Source organism: Serratia sp. 25CWL12 (genome assembly GCF_055790885.1).
In genome coordinates this window covers 1,054,632-1,077,586 of sequence record NZ_CM147698.1, presented here as the reverse complement: position 1 = coordinate 1,077,586, position 22,955 = coordinate 1,054,632, and the positions used below count along the sequence as shown (strand labels likewise).

The 22,955-nt window shown below is 51.8% G+C and carries 16 protein-coding genes and 3 pseudogenes; 15 read left to right on the top strand and 4 right to left on the bottom strand.

What is annotated here, in order from left to right; translation table 11 throughout:
• Nucleotides 1-193 precede the first annotated feature (193 nt).
• The 8 genes from ACX9GV_RS04765 to trhP all read left to right on the top strand — a co-directional run bounded on the left by ACX9GV_RS04765 (nt 194) and on the right by trhP (nt 13,587).
• On the top strand, nt 194-1,465 hold the full coding sequence (locus tag ACX9GV_RS04765; RefSeq protein WP_473197238.1) for an MdtA/MuxA family multidrug efflux RND transporter periplasmic adaptor subunit: 1,272 nt from the start codon (nt 194-196) through the stop codon (nt 1,463-1,465).
• Nucleotides 1,465-4,584 (top strand): MdtB/MuxB family multidrug efflux RND transporter permease subunit, encoded by a 3,120-nt coding sequence (locus tag ACX9GV_RS04760; protein WP_473197237.1) that lies wholly within the window; start codon nt 1,465-1,467, stop codon nt 4,582-4,584. The genes ACX9GV_RS04765 and ACX9GV_RS04760 overlap by 1 nt, the downstream gene beginning before the upstream one ends.
• Nucleotides 4,581-7,661 carry a multidrug efflux RND transporter permease subunit MdtC gene (gene mdtC / locus ACX9GV_RS04755; protein WP_023492647.1) on the top strand — a complete coding sequence of 1,027 codons (3,081 nt, stop codon included), beginning with the start codon at nt 4,581-4,583 and terminating at the stop codon, nt 7,659-7,661. Before ACX9GV_RS04760 ends, mdtC begins: the two co-directional genes overlap by 4 nt.
• Before the next feature lie 175 nt (nt 7,662-7,836).
• Nucleotides 7,837-9,255 carry a multidrug transporter subunit MdtD gene (gene mdtD, locus ACX9GV_RS04750; RefSeq protein ID WP_473197236.1) on the top strand — a complete coding sequence of 473 codons (1,419 nt, stop codon included), beginning with the start codon at nt 7,837-7,839 and terminating at the stop codon, nt 9,253-9,255.
• Nucleotides 9,252-10,622 (top strand): envelope stress sensor histidine kinase BaeS, encoded by a 1,371-nt coding sequence (gene baeS / locus ACX9GV_RS04745; protein WP_473197235.1) that lies wholly within the window; start codon nt 9,252-9,254, stop codon nt 10,620-10,622. Before mdtD ends, baeS begins: the two co-directional genes overlap by 4 nt.
• 12 nt (nt 10,623-10,634) lie before the next feature.
• A complete protein-coding gene (gene baeR, locus ACX9GV_RS04740) occupies nt 10,635-11,342 on the top strand; it encodes an envelope stress response regulator BaeR (RefSeq protein WP_473197234.1) in 708 nt (235 codons plus the stop codon).
• A 225-nt stretch (nt 11,343-11,567) separates the two neighbouring features.
• The gene (locus ACX9GV_RS04735) at nt 11,568-11,906 is read left to right on the top strand and encodes a YegP family protein (protein WP_023492643.1); all 339 of its coding nucleotides are present in this window, start codon (nt 11,568-11,570) and stop codon (nt 11,904-11,906) included.
• Between the two features lie 283 nt (nt 11,907-12,189).
• Nucleotides 12,190-13,587 carry a prephenate-dependent tRNA uridine(34) hydroxylase TrhP gene (trhP, locus tag ACX9GV_RS04730; RefSeq protein WP_473197233.1) on the top strand — a complete coding sequence of 466 codons (1,398 nt, stop codon included), beginning with the start codon at nt 12,190-12,192 and terminating at the stop codon, nt 13,585-13,587.
• A gap of 418 nt (nt 13,588-14,005) precedes the next feature.
• Here trhP and eptB read toward each other — a convergent pair whose 3' ends face one another.
• A complete protein-coding gene (gene eptB / locus ACX9GV_RS04725; RefSeq protein WP_473197232.1) occupies nt 14,006-15,697 on the bottom strand; it encodes a kdo(2)-lipid A phosphoethanolamine 7''-transferase in 1,692 nt (563 codons plus the stop codon).
• Nucleotides 15,698-15,773: 76 nt separating this feature from the next.
• Nucleotides 15,774-15,955, bottom strand: a pseudogene (locus ACX9GV_RS04720) (IS256 family transposase); the annotation flags it as partial.
• A gap of 421 nt (nt 15,956-16,376) precedes the next feature.
• On the opposite strand from ACX9GV_RS04720, the pseudogene srlA reads away from it, so the two are divergent.
• From srlA to gutQ, 7 genes and pseudogenes are all read left to right on the top strand, one after another.
• Nucleotides 16,377-16,834, top strand: a pseudogene (gene srlA / locus ACX9GV_RS04715) (PTS glucitol/sorbitol transporter subunit IIC).
• A gap of 15 nt (nt 16,835-16,849) precedes the next feature.
• Nucleotides 16,850-17,827, top strand: a complete 978-nt coding sequence (srlE, locus tag ACX9GV_RS04710) for a PTS glucitol/sorbitol transporter subunit IIB (protein WP_473197231.1) — start codon at nt 16,850-16,852, stop codon at nt 17,825-17,827.
• Nucleotides 17,828-17,845: 18 nt separating this feature from the next.
• Nucleotides 17,846-18,229: a PTS glucitol/sorbitol transporter subunit IIA gene (gene srlB / locus ACX9GV_RS04705; protein WP_473197230.1), complete on the top strand. Its 384-nt coding sequence runs from the start codon at nt 17,846-17,848 to the stop codon at nt 18,227-18,229.
• Entirely contained in the window at nt 18,222-19,001 is a 780-nt protein-coding gene (gene srlD, locus ACX9GV_RS04700) for a sorbitol-6-phosphate dehydrogenase (RefSeq protein WP_023492590.1), read from the top strand. The genes srlB and srlD overlap by 8 nt, the downstream gene beginning before the upstream one ends.
• A 132-nt stretch (nt 19,002-19,133) precedes the next feature.
• Nucleotides 19,134-19,489 (top strand): annotated as a pseudogene (gene gutM / locus ACX9GV_RS04695) (transcriptional regulator GutM).
• Between the two features lie 82 nt (nt 19,490-19,571).
• Nucleotides 19,572-20,345: a glucitol operon DNA-binding transcriptional repressor SrlR gene (gene srlR, locus ACX9GV_RS04690; RefSeq protein WP_023492592.1), complete on the top strand. Its 774-nt coding sequence runs from the start codon at nt 19,572-19,574 to the stop codon at nt 20,343-20,345.
• Nucleotides 20,338-21,309 carry an arabinose-5-phosphate isomerase GutQ gene (gene gutQ, locus ACX9GV_RS04685; protein ID WP_473197229.1) on the top strand — a complete coding sequence of 324 codons (972 nt, stop codon included), beginning with the start codon at nt 20,338-20,340 and terminating at the stop codon, nt 21,307-21,309. Before srlR ends, gutQ begins: the two co-directional genes overlap by 8 nt.
• Before the next feature lie 43 nt (nt 21,310-21,352).
• Here gutQ and thiD read toward each other — a convergent pair whose 3' ends face one another.
• Both thiD and thiM read right to left on the bottom strand, forming a co-directional pair.
• A complete protein-coding gene (gene thiD / locus ACX9GV_RS04680; RefSeq protein ID WP_473197228.1) occupies nt 21,353-22,153 on the bottom strand; it encodes a bifunctional hydroxymethylpyrimidine kinase/phosphomethylpyrimidine kinase in 801 nt (266 codons plus the stop codon).
• A complete protein-coding gene (gene thiM, locus ACX9GV_RS04675) occupies nt 22,150-22,944 on the bottom strand; it encodes a hydroxyethylthiazole kinase (protein ID WP_473197227.1) in 795 nt (264 codons plus the stop codon). Before thiM ends, thiD begins: the two co-directional genes overlap by 4 nt.
• Nucleotides 22,945-22,955 lie beyond the last annotated feature (11 nt).

Here is a 22,955-nt window from a genome sequence, read left to right as displayed (position 1 = left end):
GCAAGCACCCCACTGGCGTTGGTAAAATAATTCTCATTGCAATTTTCCGAACCTTGGCTAGCTAGCTGATAATTCCTCCATATTTCCTTCATTCTTCAGCGGCAACCTCTGGCTAAACTAGTATGATGTAAGCATTATCATTGCTGGCAAATGATTGCCTGTACGCCTGCCCCGGGAGAGAGTGTTCTACACCATGAAAGTAAACCTCAAGCACCTGTCAGTGATTGTTATCGTGGTTATTGCCGCCGTCTTTATCTGGCGTCACTACTATTCCTCACCAAATTCTGCGTCACAGAACCCATCTTCACCGAGCCCAGCCCGACAGACTGCCGATAGCGCACCAAGTGCTGGCCCACAGGGTGCCAGTGGTAGAAGCGGTGGCAGGCGTAGTGCTCCCATGCCGCCGGTGCAGGCCGCCACTGCGACACAGCAAACCATGCCACGCTTTCTCTCTGGGTTAGGTACCGCCACCGCGGCCAATACCGTTACCGTCACCAGCCGGGTTGACGGCCAACTGATGGCTATTCACTTCACTGAGGGGCAGCAAGTGAAAGCCGGTGATTTACTGGTTGAGATTGACCCGCGCCCATACCAGGTGCAATTGACCCAAGCCTTGGGGCAACTGGCCAAAGATCAGGCAACCTTGGCAAATGCCAAACAGGATTTGGCCCGCTACCAGCAGTTGATCAAAAACAACCTGATATCGCGCCAGGATCTGGACACCCAACTCTCGCTGGTGCGCCAGAGCGAAGGGGCCATCAAGGCTGGTCAAGGGGCGGTGGACAGTGCCAAACTGCAAATCACCTATAGCCAGATTACCGCACCGATTGATGGCCGCGTTGGCCTCAAGCAGGTGGATGTAGGTAACTATATTGCCAGCGGTAACAGCACCAACATCGTGGTGATTACGCAAACGCATCCGATTGATGTGGTGTTCACACTGCCAGAAAGCGATATCGCGGATTTAGTCAAAGCACAGAAAGCGGGCCCGGTGAGCGTTGAAGCCTGGGACCGCACCAATCAGCAGCAGTTGGCCAGCGGCTGGCTATTAAGCCTGGATAACCAGATTGATACCGCCACCGGCACCATCAAACTGAAAGCGCGCTTTGATAACCAAGATGACGCACTGTTTCCGAACCAGTTTGTTAATGCCAGGCTGCAGGTAGATACCCTGCATAACGCGGTGGTGATCCCCACCGCAGCACTGCAAATGGGTAATGAAGGCCATTTCGTTTGGATACTGGGTGAAGAGAATAAAGTCAGTAAGCATCGCGTCACGGCAAGTATACAAGACAAACAGCAAGTGGTGATCACTGATGGGGTCAAGGTAGGTGAACGCGTGGTGACTGACGGTATTGATCGTCTGAGCGAAGGGATGCAAGTCGAAGTGGTGATGCCACAGCAAGCGTCCGCTTCAACCGCCCCCCACCCGCAACAGCACGGTAAAGCGCAAGGTAAACCCTGATGCAGCCAATCTCGCCTCATTCAGCAGGCGGGCCTTCCCGCCTGTTTATCCTGCGCCCGGTCGCCACCACACTGTTTATGGTGGCGATCATGCTGGCGGGTATTATCGGTTATCGTTTCTTGCCGGTGTCATCCCTGCCCGAAGTGGACTACCCCACCATTCAAATCGTGACGCTCTACCCCGGAGCCAGCCCGGATGTAGTGACTTCTGCCATCACCGCCCCCTTGGAACGGCAGTTTGGGCAGATGTCGGGGCTCAAGCAGATGGCGTCACAAAGTTCCGGTGGTGCCTCAGTCATTACATTGCAATTTCAGCTTGAACTACCGCTGGATATCGCTGAGCAGGAAGTGCAGGCAGCCATTAATGCCGCCAGCAATCTGTTACCCAATGACCTGCCTTACCCACCGATTTACAGCAAGGTCAACCCGGCGGATCCGCCGATCCTCACTTTAGCAGTGACCGCCAGCGCCCTCCCCATGCCCCAGGTGCAGGACATGGTGGAAACGCGGATTGCACAAAAGATATCGCAAGTGAGCGGTGTCGGGTTGGTCACGCTTTCCGGCGGCCAGCGCCCAGCGGTACGGGTCAAACTCAACCCCAACGCCGTCGCCACTTATGGGCTAAGTAGTGACACCATCCGCACCCTCATCGGCAATGCTAACGTCAACTCCGCCAAAGGCAGCCTCGATGGCCCAACCCGTTCAGTCACCTTATCCGCCAACGATCAGATGAAAACGGTAGCCGACTATCAACAACTGATTGTCGCCTATAAGAATGGTGCCGCTATTCGTCTGCAGGATATCGCCACCATCGAACAAGGAGCAGAGAATAACCGCCTGGCGGCCTGGGCCAATCAAGTACCCGCTATTGTGCTGAATATTCAGCGGCAACCCGGGGTGAACGTACTGACCACCGCCGACAGCATCCGTAGCATGTTGCCGGAGTTGATCAAAAGCCTGCCGAAATCGGTGGATGTTAAGGTACTGACGGATCGCACCACCACTATCCGGGCTTCAGTCAGTGACGTGCAGTTTGAGTTATTCTTGGCGGTCGCCCTGGTTATCATGGTGATCTACGTCTTTCTGCGCAATATTCCTGCCACCATCATTCCCAGCATCGCGGTGCCCCTTTCTCTGGTGGGGACCTTTGCTGCCATGCATTTCCTCGGTTTTTCCATCAACAACCTGACCTTGATGGCACTGACCATTGCCACTGGTTTTGTGGTGGATGATGCCATCGTGGTGATCGAAAACATTTCACGCTATATCGAAAAAGGCGAAAAGCCCCTTGATGCGGCGCTAAAAGGGGCCGGAGAGATCGGCTTTACCATTATTTCCTTAACCTTTTCCCTGGTGGCGGTGTTGATCCCGCTGTTGTTTATGGGGGATATCGTGGGCCGCCTGTTCCGTGAGTTTGCCGTAACACTGGCGGTGGCGATCCTGATTTCTGCAGTAGTGTCACTGACGTTAACGCCGATGATGTGCGCACGCATGCTCAGCCATGAATCATTGCGCAAACAAAACCGTTTCTCCCGCGCTTCTGAACGTTTTTTTGAACGGGTCATCGCCCGCTACGGTGTGTGGCTAAAAGTCGTGCTGAATCACCCTTGGCTCACCCTCGGGGTGGCACTCAGCACCCTGGTATTGACGGTTTTACTCTATCTGTTGATCCCCAAAGGGTTCTTCCCGGTACAGGATAACGGCATCATTCAAGGGACGCTGGAAGCCCCGCAAAGCGTGTCGTTCAGTAATATGGCTGAACGCCAGCAACAGGTGGCTGCCGAGATCCTGAAAGACCCTGCGGTAGAGAGCCTGACTTCCTTTGTTGGTATCGATGGCAGTAACGCGACCTTGAACAGCGGTCGTTTGCAAATCAATCTCAAACCGTTGAGTGAACGGAGTGAACGCATTCCTGCCATCATTACCCGTCTGCAACAACGAATGGCACAACGTCCTGGCGTTACGCTCTATCTACAACCAGTACAAGACCTGACTATCGACACCCAGGTAAGCCGCACGCAATACCAATTCACCTTGCAAGCCACCTCACTGGATGAACTGAACCAGTGGGTCCCCAAATTGATGGCACAGTTACAGTTGGCCCCGCAACTGACTGATGTCACCAGTAACTGGCAAAACCAAGGGCTAGTAGCTTATGTGAATGTTGATCGTGACTCGGCCTCGCGCCTGGGCATTACCATGAGCGATGTGGACAACGCACTCTATAACGCCTTTGGCCAACGGCTGATCTCCACCATTTATACCCAGGCTAATCAGTATCGGGTGGTTCTGGAACACGATGTCAGTAGTACGCCGGGGTTGGCGGCATTAAATGATATCCGCCTGACCAGCAGCAATGGGGCCATCGTCCCCTTGAACAGCATTGCCAAAATAGAAGAACGCTTCGGGCCACTGTCTATCAACCATCTTGACCAGTTTCCGTCAGCCACTATCTCGTTTAACGTCGCGGGTCGTTACTCATTAGGTGAAGCGGTAGCGGCCATTACCTTGGCTGAGAAAAACCTCAATTTACCCAGGGAGATCACCACCCAGTTTCAAGGGGCGACCCTGGCATTCCAGGCGGCACTGGGCAGCACACTCTGGCTGATTCTGGCGGCGGTGGTGGCGATGTATATCGTGTTAGGTGTGCTGTATGAGAGCTTTATTCACCCGATCACCATTCTCTCTACCCTGCCCACTGCCGGGGTGGGGGCGTTGCTGGCACTGATGGTGTCCGGGAATGAGCTGGATGTGATTGCCATTATCGGCATCATTCTGTTGATCGGTATCGTGAAAAAGAACGCCATCATGATGATTGACTTCGCGCTGGCGGCGGAACGTGAGCAAGGGATGACGCCCTATGATGCCATCTATCAAGCCTGCTTACTGCGTTTCCGCCCCATTCTGATGACCACCTTGGCGGCCTTGCTGGGGGCATTACCACTGATGCTCAGCACCGGTGTTGGGGCAGAGCTGCGCCGCCCACTGGGGGTTTGTATGGTGGGCGGGCTAATTATGAGTCAACTCCTGACCCTGTTTACCACCCCGGTGATCTACCTGCTGTTTGATAAGTTGGCACGTAACACCCGCCAGCCAGTGGATACGCAGGAGTTATCGTGAAATTCTTCGCCCTGTTTATTCACCGGCCGGTGGCAACCACCTTACTGACGCTGGCTATCACTCTCGCTGGCGTACTGGGTTTCCGGCTGTTGCCCGTCGCACCGTTACCACAAATAGATTTGCCGGTGATCTCAGTGAGCGCCAGCTTACCCGGCGCCGACCCGGAAACCATGGCCACCTCAGTGGCCACCCCACTGGAGCGAGCGCTGAGCCGTATTGCCGGGGTCAATGAAATGACCTCAATGAGTTCACTGGGTAGTACCCGGGTGATTTTGCAGTTCGACCTCGACCGCGATATCAATGGTGCCGCCCGTGACGTGCAAGCGGCAATTAATGCTGCGCAAAGCCTGTTACCTAGCGGTATGCCAAGCCGACCCACTTACCGTAAAATAAACCCGTCCGATGCCCCCATCATGATCCTGACGCTCACGTCGGATACTTACAACCAAGGGCAACTTTATGACTTCGCCTCGACGAAATTAGCACAAAAAATTGCCCAGACCGAAGGGGTGGGTGATGTGTCAGTGGGCGGCAGTTCCTTACCGGCAGTGCGCGTTGAACTCAACCCCGGCGCGCTATTCAACCAGGGAATCTCCCTGGATTCGGTGCGAAATACCATCGCTAATGCCAATGTGCGCCGCCCACAGGGAGCAGTGGATGCTCAACAGCAACGCTGGCAAATTCAGGCCAATGATGAGCTAAAAACTGCCGCCGCTTATCAACCGCTGGTGATCCATTATGCCAATGGTGCAGCAGTACGCCTGAGCGATGTGGCTAACGTTATCGATTCGGTACAGGATGTGCGCAACGCCGGGATGACTAACGCCCAACCCGCCATTATCCTCACGGTGACCCGCTCGCCCGATGCCAATATTATTGAAACCGTAGATCGTATCCGTGCTGAACTGCCCGCATTGCGCGAAAATATTCCGGCTTCGATTAAACTGGATATTGCTCAAGATCGCTCCCCCACCATCCGCGCCTCGCTGGCTGAAGTAGAACGAGCCTTGGTGATTGCCATTGGCCTGGTGATCCTGGTGGTGTTTATTTTCCTGCGTTCGGGGCGCGCTACCCTGATCCCCGCCGTCGCTGTGCCGGTCTCATTAATTGGCACCTTCGCTGCCATGTATCTGTGTGGTTTCAGTTTAAACAACCTGTCACTGATGGCACTGACTATCGCCACCGGTTTTGTGGTGGATGATGCCATCGTGGTTCTGGAAAATATCTCGCGCCATATTGAAGCCGGTATGAAGCCCTTTAACGCCGCATTGCAAGGGGTGCGCGAGGTGGGTTTTACCGTGCTTTCCATGAGCATCTCGCTGGTAGCGGTGTTTATTCCGTTGCTGTTTATGGGGGGGCTACCCGGCAGGCTATTCCGCGAATTTGCCGTAACCCTGTCGGTATCTATCGGTATTTCGCTACTGATATCACTGACCTTAACCCCGATGATGTGTGCCTACCTACTACGCTATCAACCTCAGCGCGAACCACGGCGAGCAAGGGGTTTTGGCCGCCTATTAATTGCTTTGCAACAGGGTTATGGCCGTTCGCTCAACTGGGTACTGGGTCATTCACGCTGGGTGCTGGTGCTCTTTCTGGCCACTATCGCCCTTAATATCTGGCTCTATATCAATATCCCGAAGACCTTTTTCCCTGAACAGGATACGGGCCGTTTGATAGGCAACATCCAGGCAGACCAGAGTATCTCGTTTCAGGCGATGCGTCTTAAGTTGCAGGATTTTATGAAAATTGTGCGCGATGACAAAGATGTGGATAACGTCACAGGCTTCACCGGTGGTGCCCGAACCAACAGCGGTTCAATGTTTATTTCCCTTAAACCGCTGTCAGAACGCAGTGACACCGCACAACAGGTGATCGCCCGCTTACGAGCCAAACTGGCAAAAGAGCCAGGGGCCAGTCTGTTTTTAATGGCAGTACAGGATATTCGTACTGGTGGGCGGCAGTCTAACGCCAGCTACCAGTATACCTTGCTGGCAGATGACCTTGGTGAGCTGCGCCAATGGGAGCCTAAAGTACGTACTGCCCTCGCTGCCCTGCCAGAACTGGCCGATATCAACTCTGATCAACAGGATAAAGGGTCAGAAATGGACCTGACATATGATCGCGAAACCATGTCGCGGTTAGGCATATCCATCAGCGATGCAAACAACTTGTTGAACAACGCTTTCGGCCAGCGCCAGATTTCCACCATTTATCAACCCTTAAACCAATACAAGGTGGTGATGGAAGTTGCGCCGCCTTACACCCAGGATGTCAGTGCGCTGGAAAAAATGTTTGTGATTAACAATAGCGGCCAGGCGATCCCTCTTTCTTACTTCGCCAAGTGGCGGCCCGCTAATTCACCGCTGGCGGTAAATCATCAAGGGTTGTCGGCAGCTTCCACCATCTCGTTCAACCTGCCTGAGGGCGGGAACCTGTTAGAGGCGACAACCGCTATCGAGCGCACCATGACGCAGCTTGGGGTCCCGCCGACTATTCGGGGTACTTTTGCCGGCACCGCGCAACTGTTTCAGCAGACCTTGAGTTCACAACTGTTCCTGCTCTTCGCCGCCATTGCGACGGTATATATCGTGCTGGGGATGCTGTATGAAAGCTATATTCATCCGTTGACGATTCTCTCTACTTTACCCTCCGCCGGGGTCGGTGCCTTGTTGGCATTAGAACTGTTTGGAGCGCCGTTCAGCCTGATTGCCTTAATCGGTATTATGTTGCTGATTGGCATAGTGAAGAAGAATGCCATTATGATGGTGGATTTTGCACTGACCGCCCAACGTAAGGAGGGCGTCGACGCACGACAAGCGATTTTCCAGGCCAGTTTGATACGTTTCCGGCCGATTATGATGACCACCCTGGCCGCGCTGTTTGGCGCATTACCCCTGGTACTCGCCAGCGGCGATGGGGCTGAATTACGCCAGCCCCTGGGCATCACCATCGTGGGTGGTTTAGTGATGAGCCAATTACTGACGCTCTATACCATACCGGTGATTTATCTGTACTTTGATCGCTTGCAGATGACATTGCGCCATGGCAAGAAACTGACGCCTCTACCAGATTAACCAGCGGTTGCCTAATAGACAGCAGCAAGATGAAAGACAACGAGTATTGCTCTATGAATTTCAAGTTGCGGCTAGGCGGCAAACGAGTAAGACCCCAGGAGCATAGTCCACTATGTGACTGGGGCGCGCTCGTGCAGCCAACAACGCAGCGGTTTGAAATACGACGAGCATTGAGATGAACACCAAGCAACCTACTTCAGTAAAATGGCAACTATGGATTGTGGCATTCGGCTTCTTTATGCAGGCGCTGGATACCACCATCGTCAATACCGCACTGCCCTCTATGGCCGCCAGCCTGGGGGAAAACCCATTGCGCATGCAATCGGTGGTGGTTTCCTATGTGCTAACCGTCGCGGTGATGTTGCCAGCCAGCGGTTGGCTGGCAGATAGAGTAGGCGTCAAATGGGTGTTGTTCAGCGCGATTATACTCTTCACCTTGGGTTCATTATTCTGTGCCCGTGCAGAAACGTTGAATGAACTGGTGATGTTCCGGGTCATACAAGGTATCGGCGGTGCGATGATGGTGCCCGTTGGCCGGTTGACCGTGATGAAAATTGTCCCCCGGGATCAGTATATGGCGGCGATGACCTTCGTCACTATTCCCGGGCAGATTGGGCCGTTAATGGGCCCGACGCTGGGGGGATTTTTAGTGCAATATACCAGTTGGCACTGGATATTTCTCATCAACATTCCGGTTGGCATCATTGGGGCCATCGCGACCCTGTTATTTATGCCTAACTACCGCATGAAAACTCGCCGTTTTGATATTGGTGGTTTTATGATGTTGGCGTTCGGTATGTCTACCCTGACGCTGGCGCTTGATGGTCACAAAGGCATGGGGCTTTCCCTCACCACTATCGCCATGTTGGTTGTGGGCGGTTGTGTCGCCTTGATGAGCTACTGGTGGCATGCGAAAGGCAACAGTCGGGCGCTGTTTCCGCTGCGGCTGTTTAAAACACCCACCTATCGAATCGGTCTGAACAGTAGCCTGCTGGCGCGTATTGGCAGCGGGATGATACCCTTTATGACCCCACTGTTTCTCCAGGTCGGTATGGGGTTCTCACCTTTTCATGCTGGGCTGATGATGATCCCGATGATTATCGGCAGTATGGGGATGAAGCGGATTGTGGTGCGGGTCGTCAACCGTTTGGGTTATCGTCATGTGCTGATCGCCACCACCCTAATGCTGGCCTTCATCACCTTGTGTTTGCCGTTAATCGCCATGCTTGGCTGGTTTTATCTGCTACCGGTATTGCTCTTCTGCCAAGGGATGGTCAGCGCTCTACGTTTCTCTGCCATGAATACCCTGACCCTGAAAGATCTGCCCAATCGCCTGGCCAGCAGTGGCAATAGCCTGCTGTCCATGGTGATGCAACTCTCCATGAGCCTGGGCGTCAGTATTTCAGGTATTCTGGTGGGCAGTTTTGCTCACCATCAGGTGGTCGCCAACAGTCCCGAAATCCACCAAGCCTTTATTTATAGCTATGGTTGTATGGCACTGATTATAGCGCTGGCCGCACTGGCTTTCGCCCGGGTGCCCGCCGATACCACCGTTAACCGCCAGTTGAACAGCCGCTCAACGAGGACACCATGAAAATTGGCATCACCGGAAAGCTGTTTATGGGGATCTTCGCCACCTGTATGTTGGTGTTGATCACCATGCATTGGGGCGTTCGTATCAGCTTTGAACGTGGTTTTATCGACTACATCAAGCGCGGAAATGAACAACGCCTGACCCTGCTCAGTTACGCCCTGGAAGATCAATATCATCTCCACGGTAGTTGGGCATTCCTGCGCAATAAAGATCAATCGGTATACCAGATTATGCGCGCGTTTCAGCAAAATAGTGACAACAGTAGCAACCTGCCACCACAAGGTTGGCGAACTCAGTTCTGGGTCGTGGATAGTCAGTATCAGCGCTTAATCGGTCACTCAGGGCAGATTCCCAAAGATAGCCCCCGTTACCCGATTCGTTACAACGATCAGATCGTCGGTTGGGTGATCGCCACGCCCATCGAACGGATGACGCGCGATGCAGATATCAACTTTGATCGTCAACAGCAGCGCACCAGTTGGCTTATCGTTGGGCTCTCGACCTTGCTGGCTGCAGCAGTGACCTGGTTGATGTCTCGTGGCTTGTTGGCTCCCGTCAAACGGTTGGTGTCGGGAACACACCAATTGGCTGCGGGTGATTTCAGCACCCGCGTCACCGTAAACAGCCAGGACGAATTAGGCCGCTTGGCACAAGACTTCAACCACCTGGCCATCTCATTAGAAAATAACGAAAAAATGCGGCGGGAATTTATGGCCGATATCTCCCATGAGTTACGCACCCCATTAGCGGTGCTGCGTGGGGAACTGGAAGCATTACAGGATGGTGTTCGCCAGCCAACCCCCGCGTCACTAAGCTCACTGCAAGCAGAGATATCCACGCTAACCAAACTGGTGGATGACCTATACCAGCTTTCTCTTTCCGATCGCGGTGCCCTTGCCTACCGTAAATTACCCGTCGATGGTGTGCATTTGGTGCAAATCGCCGTGGCGGCCTTCCGTGAACGCTTTCAGGCCAAACAGTTGCAAATCATCACCCATCTGCCCACCGAGGCCCCGCTGTTTGGTGATCCAGACCGCCTTAATCAGTTATTCAACAACTTGCTGGAAAATAGCCTGCGCTATACCGATGCGGGCGGCAAACTGGAGATCACCATTGAATGCTTGCCAGGGTGGGTACGGATGTCTTGGCAAGACAGCGCACCAGGGATGAGAGATCAACAACTGGCGCGTATCTTTGAACGTTTTTACCGCGCGGAAGGTTCCCGTAACCGTGCCAGTGGCGGTTCTGGGTTAGGACTTGCCATTTGCCAGAATATTGTCGAAGCCCACGGGGGAAAGATAAATGCACAACACTCGCCTTTCGGTGGAGTGGGCATTACAGTAGACCTCCCCTATACCGGTGAATAACAAGGTATCCGAATGGAAAACACAACGCTGCCACAGCAGATCATGATTGTGGAAGATGAACCCAAACTGGGTCAATTACTGGTGGATTATCTGCAAGCCGCTGGCTATGACACCTGCTGGCTGACCCATGGCAGTGAAGTGGTGCCCGCTGTGCATCAACATCCCCCCGCCCTCATCTTGTTGGATTTAATGCTCCCGGGTTGTGATGGCTTAACTATCTGCCGCGAGTTACGCCGTTTTACTGATATTCCGGTGGTCATGGTGACGGCCAAAATTGAAGAGATTGATCGCCTGCTGGGGCTGGAGATCGGAGCGGATGACTATATCTGCAAACCCTACAGCCCCCGTGAAGTGGTTGCCCGGGTGAAAACCATTTTGCGCCGCTGCTACCGACCATTGGCCCCTCCGGAAGCTGACGCCCTGCTACATATTGATGAAACCGGTTTTCAGGCCAGTTATCAGGGGCATATCCTGGATCTGACCCCGGTAGAATTCCGCTTGCTCAAAACCTTGGCTTGCCACCCCGGCAAGGTATTTTCACGTGAGCAACTGCTAGATAATCTGTACGATGATTACCGTGTGGTTACTGATCGCACCACCGACAGCCATATCAAAAACCTGCGCCGCAAGCTGGAACAGATCGACAGTGAGAAAGCCTTTATCCGTTCGGTATACGGTATGGGCTACCGTTGGGAAGCGGAACCGTGCAGCCTATCATGATGGCTAATGACATGCCCTGGCTTTATCTTCAAGCCCCCAGCCGTAGATGCTCATCTTGGTTCCACTTGCTGGTGCCCAATAATTCATTAGAATGAGCGCGGGTTAACAGATAATTTTTTATTTCTGTGCGCTGTAACACATTACCATTGTGATGCAACGCTCCTTTTCAGTCGATTGACTACACTTACTTTCACTTGTTTTGTTGCAACCAGCAGGAGAAGGAAGATGGCAAACGGTCGCTATGAACTTAAGAAATCCAGTAACGGGCAGTATCACTTTGTGCTTAAAGCCAGTAATGGTGAGGTTATTCTTTCCAGTGAAAGATATGCCAGCAAAGCATCCGCAGAAAATGGCATTGTTTCGGTGCAGACCAACTCCCCTCTTAAAGCCCAGTTCGAAATAAAAATCAGTAACGACAACAAACCCTATTTTGTATTAAAAGCCCAAAATCAGCAGGTGATTGGTACCAGCCCGATGTACAGTTCTGAACTTGCAATACAAGACGCGCTTCAATCTGCGGTGCTTTATGGCCCTTCCAGCGAAGTATACGATTTAAGTATTTAAGTCTTATGCCGTTCATGCACCATGAACGCGAGTGAACTGCATAGCAGCGATATCCGCTTTATTCTTCAAGCGGCTGTGGTGTTGGCTACGTCTAAATACTCGGCTATTCCTGAGCCTTCCCCCTGGCGGGGGCGCTGCAAACCACCTGAATTATTTTGAGTATCTCGCGGAATTATTGCCGGTAGTTGCTGATTTCTTACCAGAGTGCCGCTACAATCCCCTGCTTTTGCTGCACCACCCGGTGGTGCAGTGCTGACCTGAAATCAGACCGAGAACCATTACTATGTCCACACCTGAATCGTCCACACCTGAATCGTTTATACCTGGGTCGTTTACACCTGAACTGCTCTCTCCAGCGGGAACGCTGAAAAACATGCGCTACGCTTTTGCCTACGGTGCTGATGCCGTCTATGCTGGCCAGCCACGCTACAGCCTGCGAGTGCGTAATAACGAATTTAACCACGAGAACCTGGCACAAGGCATTAATGAAGCCCATGCGCTGGGTAAAAAATTCTATGTGGTGGTGAATATCGCCCCACATAATGCCAAACTGAAAACCTTCCTGCGCGACCTAAAACCGGTGATTGCAATGGGGCCAGATGCGCTGATCATGTCTGACCCGGGTTTGATCATGATGGTGCGTGAAGCCTTCCCGCAAGTGGATATCCATCTCTCAGTACAGGCAAATGCCGTCAACTGGGCTACGGTAAAATTCTGGCAACAGATGGGGTTAACGCGCGTTATCCTGTCGCGGGAATTATCACTGGATGAGATTGCCGAGATCCGCAGCCAAGTGCCGGAAATGGAACTTGAAATTTTTGTCCATGGCGCATTATGTATGGCCTATTCGGGCCGCTGCCTGCTTTCTGGCTATATCAACAAACGTGACCCTAATCAGGGCACCTGTACCAATGCTTGCCGTTGGCAGTACAAGACCGAAGAGGGTAAAGAAGACGATAGCGGCAATATCGTGCATCTGCACGAACCTATTGCGGTTCAACAAGTTGAACCCACTCTGGGGGTTGGCGCCCCCACGGATAAGCTATTTATGCTGTCTGAGGTACAAAAGCCCGGTGAGTATATGAGTGCATTTGAGGATGAACACGGCACCTATATCATGAATTCAAAAGATTTGCGTGCCATTCAGCATGTGGAGCGCCTCACCCAGTTAGGGGTACATTCACTGAAAATAGAAGGCCGCACCAAATCATTCTACTACTGTGCCCGTACCGCGCAAGTTTATCGCCGTGCTATTGATGATGCCGCTGCGGGCAAACCGTTTGACCCCAGCCTGCTCACCACGCTGGAAGGGTTAGCACACCGTGGCTATACCGAAGGATTCCTGCGCCGCCATACCCATGACAGCCACCAAAATTATGATTATGGTGCTTCGATTTCTGAGCGTCAGCAATTTGTTGGGGAATTTACCGGTGTCCGCCGTGATGGTTGGGCTGAAGTCGATGTAAAAAATAAATTCTTGCTCGGTGACAGTGTGGAAATGATGACGCCAACCGGGAACATCGTATTCACACTGGATAAAATGCAAAACAAGAAAGGCGAAGCCATCGAGAGCGCACCCGGTAACGGTCATATCGTTTATTTGGCGATCCCAGAAGATGTCGACATCAATTATGCATTATTAATCCGTAACTTACCGACAAGTAATAGCATAACTAATTGATAATATTTATATTTTATAAATGTCCTTTTTAATCGCCCCTCATTGGGGCGTTTTTTAGCAAATATTAGAATCAGATCACATCAATTAGAGAGTGAATTGGTTATTATCACCACGCTTAAAAATAAGAACGAAAATATTTGCATAGCAATAATAGGAACCACCTCCTTAGCCAGTCCAATCTCCCTTGGGCTGGCCTTTTCTTTTTTACTTCCTTTAAAAATATTTAAATTAAATAAATCCGTAATCTACCCCCTCTTTTTGTTTTATTGAAACAGGTAATTGATTTTTATACTTCCTAAATAATTCGAGTTGCTTGTAGGCAGCCAGCGATAGAATCGTTCAAATGTACATACTGGTACGGTTTGGCTTCGCGGGTCGAAGCCAAATGTCGTCACATCGCAACTTCGCTCCCGCTGGGTCATATTGCAGGTTGAGTATTCTGGCCGGGTGCCTGACACCAATTATTTTGCGCATTAATCCCACCATCGGGTGAGGTATAGCCTAAACAACCGAGGATCGAGTCAAACAATTCAGCATGACGATGGGTTCTCCCCACCCGCTGCTCGGCCTGTAATTGTTCAAAGGCAGTAAGGTGCTCGGGTTGCGCCAAAAACTTATCCGATGCCCATACCATCAATGGCACGCGAAATTGCTCTGGTGGTGCCATTTCACGCGGGATACCGTGGAAATGGGAGTTATCATCAATTGACTCGCCGTGGTCTGAGGCATAAAACACCAGCGCTTTCTTATCCCGCATTTGGTCAATGACATTTGCGATAAACGAATCGGTATACAACACACTGTTATCAAACGCATTAATTAACTGCTGCTTACTACAAAAATCATCCACGCCCATGCACTCCGGCTGGTAACGGGCATAACTGCGCGGATAACGTTGGGAATAGAGATAATGTGAGCCTTTGGTATGCAAAATAACCAAATGTTTACCCGCCGGATAACGCCTAAGCGACTCCTTTAACTCATCCACCAACAGCATGTCATCAACGGGTTTACCATCATTACGTTTCTCAGAAGCAATCAATTCACGAAATGAGTAATTATCAGTATTTGCATTGTTGTAGAACCATATTTCGCTCTGCATCGCGAATAACTCAGAGGTGAAACCTAATGATTTCATGACAGAGAATACGTTTTGCTCTTTCAGAGTGCGTTGCGGGTTATCTTCTGTGCCGCCTTCGCGTACAAACATACAACGCAGGGAGAGCTTGGTAGAGGTATCACACGAAGTACCGCGAAAGGCGACTAAATTCTTCTCTTTACTCAGGCGCGGGGTGGTATCGCGTGAATATCCCAGCATCCCCATATGATCCCAACGGGTGGTTTCACCGATAATAAACACAACATAGGTTTCATCAATGCCAACTGGCGCGACATAAGTATGGTGTTCAGCAGGATCATACAGCGTTGCCGCGTCATACTTTTCATCGTATTGCGTGTAAGCGTATAAACCCAATGCAGCCAACCAGTTAGAAGGCAAATAAGAGTGAGCAACTACACCACCGTAACTGGGTAAATCCACGGTATTCAACAGTTCATCCGCGCGTTGTACTTTATCCAGATAGCGTAAAGGCAACCAAACCAGCCCGACCGCAACTATCATCAACACTATCGGTTTGATACGCTGCCCCGGCGTCTTGAATTGCTCCAGCAGGGTAAACCGCAGGTTATTTTTCCAGATAAGTAACAAAGGCAAGGTACTGACCAGCACTATCCAGATAACAAAATGCAACCCAATGACTTCTTTGGAAAGGTCTGTATCTGTAGTTAAGACAGAAATCACAATGCCATAGCCGATCACAACATTGAAAAAAGTCATGTAATAGCTGGCAGCGACTGAGATTAATACCAGCAGAGTGGCGATCACCCGATAAAACAACCGCCCACCGAGGGAGATCACTCGCATCACAAAAAAGGTAAACAGAATAATGGCCATCACTTCTGTGATAGCTGACACCAATGCTATACCTTGGACACCTTGGCTAAATGAGTCAAAACGGCGATAAAAGACAGAAATATTCAGGAAAATGCCAATGTAAAAAGCCAGCAACAAAGAGAGACTTTGCTGCGATAAAGATTTTACTCTGTCCATAAAACGCCAGATCTCCAAAAATACTACTCAGGGGTTGAATCGAGACTATAAAAATTTTTGTGTAAACTGCTGTTTATTATAAATAAAAATAGTCACCGAACATGCTCATAAACGGCGTCACGGCTGGATTCCAATCTCGTGGTGGCATTGTCCACTTTTTAGCAATCTGGTGTAAAGCTAGATACAGCAACTTCAGCACCTCAACTCACTTGGGAATGACCGTCTGCTCTTGGTAATCTCACGCAGGCTAGCATTGATTTGAACGCTACTTGCAGCGGCCCCGTTAGGAACGAGGCGCAGGAAGAGTCGAGTATCTGGACGCAGCGACACCCAAGCCGCTTGAAGTATGAAGAGTATATCCCCATGATTTCACCCGCCACTTGAATACTCGTAAGTAACGCCCCACACCTTCACGCTCTCTGAACGTTTAAAAAACAGTCAACTCCACCGTTCATCGTCGGGGTAAACCTTGGTGATGCTCTAACCCCCTCTCCCTTGCACGGTCTCGTCAACCGCTTAAAACTTACTTTTCTTTTATTTATAACTTTCGAAATAAAATATTTTTCTTTTAATGTGATCCATTTAAAACAAACAAAACAGAAAAGTGACTATCGTGACACCTATGGCCACGGAGTGCAGAGCAACTCCCAGCCATAACGTCCATCACAGGAGAAAAGTAATGATTGAGCTAATAACCCACGGAGCAGAATGGTTTATCGGGCTGTTTCAAAAAGGGGGGGAAGTGTTCGTTGGTATGGTAACGGGCATTTTACCCTTGTTGATCAGCTTATTAGTGATCATGAATGCGTTGATTAACTTTGTTGGTCAGCACCGAATTGAACGCTTGGCACAGCGTTGTGCCGGTAACCCGTTCTCACGTTATCTGCTGTTACCACTGGTCGGTACTTTTGTATTTTGTAATCCGATGACGTTAAGTCTCGGGCGTTTTATGCCAGAGAAATTCAAGCCGAGCTACTACGCCGCAGCATCCTATAGCTGCCACTGGGGCCGCTGGCAGTGAGCTACTTCCTGGTCGGGTTAGTCACCAACTTCTTCCGTGGCTGGGTCACGGACCTCACTACTAGCCTATTTGAACGCAAGATGGGGATCCAACTGGATCGTCAGGTTCAACTTTAATCCGTGGAGTGCAGCATGAGTACTTATATTCGTATTGAAAAAGGGGCTGGCGGCTGGGGTGGTCCATTAGAACTCCCGGTGGTACCCGATAAAAAAATTGTCTATATCACCGCCGGTACTCGCCCGGCCATCGTCGACAAACTCAGTGAACTCACTGGCTGGCCTGCGGTGGATGGTTTCAAGGAGGGCGAACCTCCCGCCGCAGAAATTGGTATTGCGGTTATTGATTGCGGCGGTACATTACGCTGCGGTATCTACCCAAAACGCCGCATCCCTACCATCAATATTCACTCCACTGGCCGTTCCGGTCCGCTGGCCCAATTTATTCTGGAAGATATTTACGTTTCTGGGGTTCGCCAAGAGAACATCAGCCTGGTTGAGCAGGAAGCGCCGGTGACTTCACAGCCACCAGCACCAGCCAAAGTGCGTGATTACGATAGCAGCAAAAAAATCACTGAACAGAGTGATGGCCTACTGGCCAAGGTCGGCATGGGTATGGGGTCGATAGTGGCGGTGTTCTTCCAAGCCGGCCGTGACACTATCGACACGATACTGAAAACCATCCTGCCATTTATGGCTTTTGTCTCGGCGTTGATTGGTATCATTATGGCCTCCGGGTTAGGTGATTTTATCGCCCACGGCCTGACTCCCCTTGCCAGCAGCCCAATCGGTTTGGTCACACTGGCGCTGATCTGTTCCTTCCCGCTGCTTTCCCCCTTCCTCGGCCCTGGTGCGGTCATAGCTCAAGTTATCGGCGTACTGGTGGGGGTGCAAATTGGTCTGGGTCATATTCCTCCTCAATTGGCGCTACCGGCACTGTTTGCCATTAACGCCCAAGCCGCCTGTGACTTTATCCCGGTGGGCCTGTCACTGGCAGAAGCCAAACAAGATACGGTGCGCGTTGGCGTACCTTCGGTTCTGGTGGGGCGCTTCCTTACTGGTGCACCAACCGTCTTGGTCGCCTGGGCCGCATCAGCCTTTATTTATCAATAAATGAAACAGAGGGAAATTATGAACACCATTTTCCAGACCACCATTACTCAAATCGGCGATTGTGCCCGTGATGCCCTGCTGGACAACATGATAATCACCTTTCGTGAAGGTGCCCCGGCGGATATTGAAGAGTATTGCTTTATTCATCAACACAGCGATACCACCGGGGAATTGCGCGTGGGTAGCGTGATGCAGTTGGGGGAAAAACAGTACCCCATTACCGCCGTTGGCAGCGTTGCCAACCAAAATCTACGTGAACTGGGGCATGTCACCGTCCGTTTCGATGGCGAAGCACACGCCGAATTCCCCGGCACCATTCACGTCACCGGGGTAACCCCCACGGATATTCCCTTGGGTAGCACATTTAAATTTATCGCATCATCAGGAGTCGCTCATGTCTGAAGTAGCTGTAGTGATAGGCGGTGGCCAAACATTGGGCGCTTTTCTCTGTCATGGCCTGGCACAAGCGGGTTATCGTGTTGCCGTGGCTGATCTGAATGCCCATAACGCCCATCTGGTGGCACAGCAAATCAATCAGGAATATGGCGATCAACGTGCCAAGGCTTTCCAGGTGGATGCTACCGATGAAGCCAGCGTGATAGCGCTGGCTGGTGAGGTCGATGGCGCTTTCCACCAGGTGAATTTACTGGTGTACAGTGCGGGCATTGCCAAAGCCGCCCCTATTACCGATTTCCCATTAGGTGACTTTGATCGCTCGCTGCAGGTCAACCTGGTGGGTTATTTCCTCTGTGCGCGAGAGTTCTCCCGCCTGATGATCCGCGATGGTATTACCGGGCGTATTATTCAGATCAATTCCAAATCCGGTAAAGTTGGCAGCAAACATAATTCCGGCTACAGCGCGGCCAAATTTGGCGGCGTCGGGTTAACACAATCGCTGGCGCTCGACCTGGCGGAGTATGGTATTACCGTGCACGCACTGATGCTGGGTAACCTGCTCAAATCACCGATGTTTCAATCTCTTTTGCCTCAATACGCGCAGAAATTAGGCATCAAACCGGAAGAGGTGGAAAAATATTACACTGATAAAGTACCCATGAAGCGGGGTTGCGATTATCAGGATGTGCTGAATGTACTGCTGTTCTATGCCAGTGATAAAGCATCCTATTGCACTGGCCAGTCGATCAATATTACCGGGGGCCAAGTAATGTTCTGACCGGGCTTTTAGCGCTAAGCCGGTTTTAACGCTGACCGGGCTTTTCGAACTAACTGTACTACCATCCCACGTCAAGCGGCAGGGCCCCCCTGCCACTTGCACTCATTGAGATAACGAGAGGAAAATCGCCCCATGACCAACGCCCTGATCTGTTTTGCTGTGATCGCCTGGCTGATGCAAATTGTTCTCGGTTGGTGGCAAATCCAGCGCTTCAACCGCGCTTTCGAACGTTTATGTCAGTTGGGCAACGTGGGGGTTGGCCGCTCCGGTGGCCGATTCAAACCCCGGGTGGTATTGGTACTGGCCTTCGACACACAACAGCGCGTGTGTGGCAGCCTGCTGATGCGCGGCCTGACTATTTTCGCCCCCCCAAGCCGCTCCCCCAGTTACATGGTTTGCATCAACAGGCGCTACGCCCGGAGGTGATCTTTCCCGAGGATCGGGCCTGCCAAACTGCACTAGCATTAGCGATCACATCAAAATCATGATATTTTCACATTAAAAGACATTACCTTTCATAGTGAATTATTCACCGAGAGGAATGCTCAACTCTTGTGAACAGGAATCGCTATGAAACCAAAGCAGCGGCAAGCCGCTATCCTTGAATATTTGCAGCGGCATGGCAAAACCAACGTTGATATTCTGGCAGAACATTTCTCCACCACCGGCACCACTATCCGTAAAGACCTCACCTTACTGGAAGAACAAGGCGAAGTGATCCGTACCTACGGCGGTGTGGTACTCAGCCGGGATGAGGGCGATCAACCTATTGACCGCAAAACCCATATCAATAGCGAAAAAAAACGCCAGATAGCCTATGCGGCGATCAAACTGATCGATGATGGGGATTCGCTGATCTTCGATGCAGGCAGTACGGTGTTGCAGATGGTACCGCATTTGGCACAGTTCAATAATATTACGGTGATGACCAACAGTTTGCATATCGTCAATGCGCTGGTGGAGCTGGATAACGACCAAACCATTCTGATGCCCGGCGGCACCTATCGTAAAAAATCGGCCTCTTTCCACGGCAGTCTGGCGGAATCGGCATTTAAGCAATTTAGTTTCGATAAACTGTTTATCGGCGCTGATGGCGTCGATCTCCATGCTGGAGTGACCACCTTTAATGAAGTGCACAATGTCAGCAAGGCGATGTGCGAAGCCGCCAGCCGCATTGTACTGCTGGTGGATTCATCCAAATTTGGTCGCAAGAGCCCCAATGTGGTGTGCGAACTTAGCGCCGTCGATACCTTAATCACCGATAACGACATTAACCCGGATTATTTGGCCGCACTGCAGGCCAAGGGGATCAATATTATTCTGGTGGGAGTGCCTGATGAATAACAGCAATGCACTGATCAATTTTGCCCGTGAAACATTAGAAATTGAACTCAAAGAGGCACAGCGTCTGCTGACTCGTCTGGATGATAACTTTGTCCGCGCTTGTGAACTGGTGTTGAATTGCCAGGGCAAAGTGGTGGTTTCCGGCATTGGTAAATCTGGGCATATCGGCAAGAAGATTGCTGCATCACTGGCTAGCACCGGCACCCCTGCTTTCTTCGTCCATCCTGCTGAAGCCCTGCATGGCGACCTCGGTATGATTGGTGTTGATGATGTAGTGATCTTTATCTCCTATTCTGGTCGCGCCAAAGAGTTGGAGCTAATTCTGCCGCTACTGGCAGAAAGCAACATCCCGGTGATCGCCATGACCGGTGGCAAAGAGTCACCGCTGGCGCTGGGCGCAGCTTGTACCTTGGATATCAGTGTCGAGCACGAAGCCTGCCCGATGGGTTTGGCACCCACCTCCAGCGGGGTCAATACCCTGATGATGGGCGATGCGCTGGCGATGTCGTTGATGCGCCAACGGGGCTTTAATGCTGAAGACTTCGCCCGTTCTCACCCTGGGGGGAGTTTAGGGGCTCGTCTGCTCAATCGAGTCCATCACGTGATGCGTAGTGGCGATCGCCTACCAAAGGTTGAGGAAAATGCCACAGTCATGGATGCCATGCTGGAGCTAAGCCGAACTGGCCTTGGGCTGATTGCAGTATGCGACCAGCAGCAAAAAGTGGTCGGGGTGTTTACCGATGGTGACCTGCGCCGTTGGTTGGTAAAAGGCCATAGCCTTAACGACAGTTTGCGCCCAGCGATCACTCGCCCGGGTTACCGGCTGCCCGAGCAGTGGCGTGCCGGGGAAGCATTGGAAGCGTTGCACAAGCAGCGCATCAGTGCCGCCCCGGTGGTCAATACTGATGGTGTTCTGGTGGGTGCCATCAATCTGCACGACTTGCATCAAGCCGGGATTGGCTGAAACAGAACGGCCTGGTTCACCAGGCCCATCGCTAAAAAGTCACTTACCACCAGGCATGGAAATGATGCACCGGACCAATCCCTTGCCCCACTTCCAGTGTATCCGCTTGCTGTAACGCTAATTGCAGATATGATTTTGCTGCCGCCACGGTCTGTTGCCAACTCGTGTGGCGTGGGCGTAATGCCGCCAACGCCGCAGAGAGGGTGCAACCGGTGCCATGGGTGTGCCGGGTGCTGATACGTGGTGAGCTGAATCGCTGTTCAACCCCGGGCATAAATAACCAATCCGGGCTTTCACCTTCAGTCAAATGCCCCCCTTTCATCAACACTGCCTGGCACCCCATCGCCAGTAGCGCCCGCCCCTGCTCACACATCTGCTGCTCAGTTTCCGCCGGTTGGCAAGCCAATAAAGCGGCTGCTTCAGGCAAGTTAGGGGTGATAATCGAAACCAAAGGCAGTAATTCACGGCGGATAGCCTCTACCGCCGCCGGGTCCAGCAAAGGATCACCGCTTTTAGCCAGCATCACCGTATCCAGCACCACATAAGGCAGAGCATAATGGCGCAGCCGTTCAGCAACCGCTAAAACAATATCTGTATTCGCCAACATGCCAATCTTGGCACTATCAATGCGCACATCGCTAAGCACTGAATCGAGTTGCGCCGCAACAAAAGCAGGCTCGATGTAATATACCGACTGTACCCCTTGGGTATTTTGTGCCACCAGCGCGGTAATCACCGAAGTACCATAGGCCCCTAATGCGGAGAATGTCTTCAAGTCTGCCTGGATCCCGGCACCACCGCTAGGGTCTGTACCAGCAATGGTTAAAGAATTAATCCGTTTCATTGCAGATCCTCCGCACGTAATTGATAAAGTGCATCAAGAAACGCCGGGGTAAAACTCCCTGGACCATGACAGCGCTCGGTGGCTTGGGCACCGCATAACGCCATCACACGGCAAGCGGTGGCAACATTATCCAATCGGTCACCCGGAAGGCTGCAAAATGCCGCCACCACCGCCGATAAAGCGCACCCGGTGCCCACCACGCGGGTCATCAAAATATCGCCGCCGTTTACCGCCCAATCGCGCTCCCCATCAGTGATGTAGTCAACCTCCCCGGTCACCGCCACCACCGCGCCACTCGAGCGTGCCAAGGTACGCGCTGCGGGTAACGCCGCCAAGGAATCATCCAGACTATCGACACCGCGACCACTGGCTTGCAGGCCACTGAGCGCCATCACTTCTGAAGCATTACCGCGGATCGCTGCCGGATGCAGAGTCAGCAAATGCCGTGCAAAGGCGGTACGATAATCCAGCCCACCGACCGCAACCGGGTCTAACAACCAAGGTTTCCCTGCCTGATTGGCGGCATCAATGGCCGCTAACATCGCCTCTGCCTGTGGCCGGTTCAAGGTACCGATATTAATCAACAAGGCATCCGCCAAGCGGCTGAACTGTGCCGCTTCTTGCGCTTCCACCACCATCGCTGGCGAAGCCCCTAGCGCTAACAGCACGTTAGCCGTGAATTCTTGTACCACTTCGTTGGTTAAACAGTGCAGCAATGGCGGGTGACGTTTGAATTGGTTAAAACAGGCCGCGGCACGACTGCCGGGTAGTACATCAGGTCGAGTGAACATATTCCTCCCAA

What these genes read in the sequence shown, in the direction of transcription:
- srlR (WP_023492592.1), top strand. Translation starts at nt 19,572, where the DNA reads ATGAAACCAAAGCAGCGGCAAGCCGCTATCCTTGAATATTTGCAGCGG.
- eptB (WP_473197232.1), bottom strand. Translation starts at nt 15,697, where the DNA reads ATGGACAGAGTAAAATCTTTATCGCAGCAAAGTCTCTCTTTGTTGCTG.
- gutQ (WP_473197229.1), top strand. Translation starts at nt 20,338, where the DNA reads ATGAATAACAGCAATGCACTGATCAATTTTGCCCGTGAAACATTAGAA.
- ACX9GV_RS04760 (WP_473197237.1), top strand. Translation starts at nt 1,465, where the DNA reads ATGCAGCCAATCTCGCCTCATTCAGCAGGCGGGCCTTCCCGCCTGTTT.
- baeR (WP_473197234.1), top strand. Translation starts at nt 10,635, where the DNA reads ATGGAAAACACAACGCTGCCACAGCAGATCATGATTGTGGAAGATGAA.
- thiD (WP_473197228.1), bottom strand. Translation starts at nt 22,153, where the DNA reads ATGAAACGGATTAATTCTTTAACCATTGCTGGTACAGACCCTAGCGGT.
- thiM (WP_473197227.1), bottom strand. Translation starts at nt 22,944, where the DNA reads ATGTTCACTCGACCTGATGTACTACCCGGCAGTCGTGCCGCGGCCTGT.
- trhP (WP_473197233.1), top strand. Translation starts at nt 12,190, where the DNA reads ATGTCCACACCTGAATCGTCCACACCTGAATCGTTTATACCTGGGTCG.
- srlE (WP_473197231.1), top strand. Translation starts at nt 16,850, where the DNA reads ATGAGTACTTATATTCGTATTGAAAAAGGGGCTGGCGGCTGGGGTGGT.
- srlB (WP_473197230.1), top strand. Translation starts at nt 17,846, where the DNA reads ATGAACACCATTTTCCAGACCACCATTACTCAAATCGGCGATTGTGCC.
- mdtD (WP_473197236.1), top strand. Translation starts at nt 7,837, where the DNA reads ATGAACACCAAGCAACCTACTTCAGTAAAATGGCAACTATGGATTGTG.
- baeS (WP_473197235.1), top strand. Translation starts at nt 9,252, where the DNA reads ATGAAAATTGGCATCACCGGAAAGCTGTTTATGGGGATCTTCGCCACC.
- ACX9GV_RS04765 (WP_473197238.1), top strand. Translation starts at nt 194, where the DNA reads ATGAAAGTAAACCTCAAGCACCTGTCAGTGATTGTTATCGTGGTTATT.
- srlD (WP_023492590.1), top strand. Translation starts at nt 18,222, where the DNA reads ATGTCTGAAGTAGCTGTAGTGATAGGCGGTGGCCAAACATTGGGCGCT.
- ACX9GV_RS04735 (WP_023492643.1), top strand. Translation starts at nt 11,568, where the DNA reads ATGGCAAACGGTCGCTATGAACTTAAGAAATCCAGTAACGGGCAGTAT.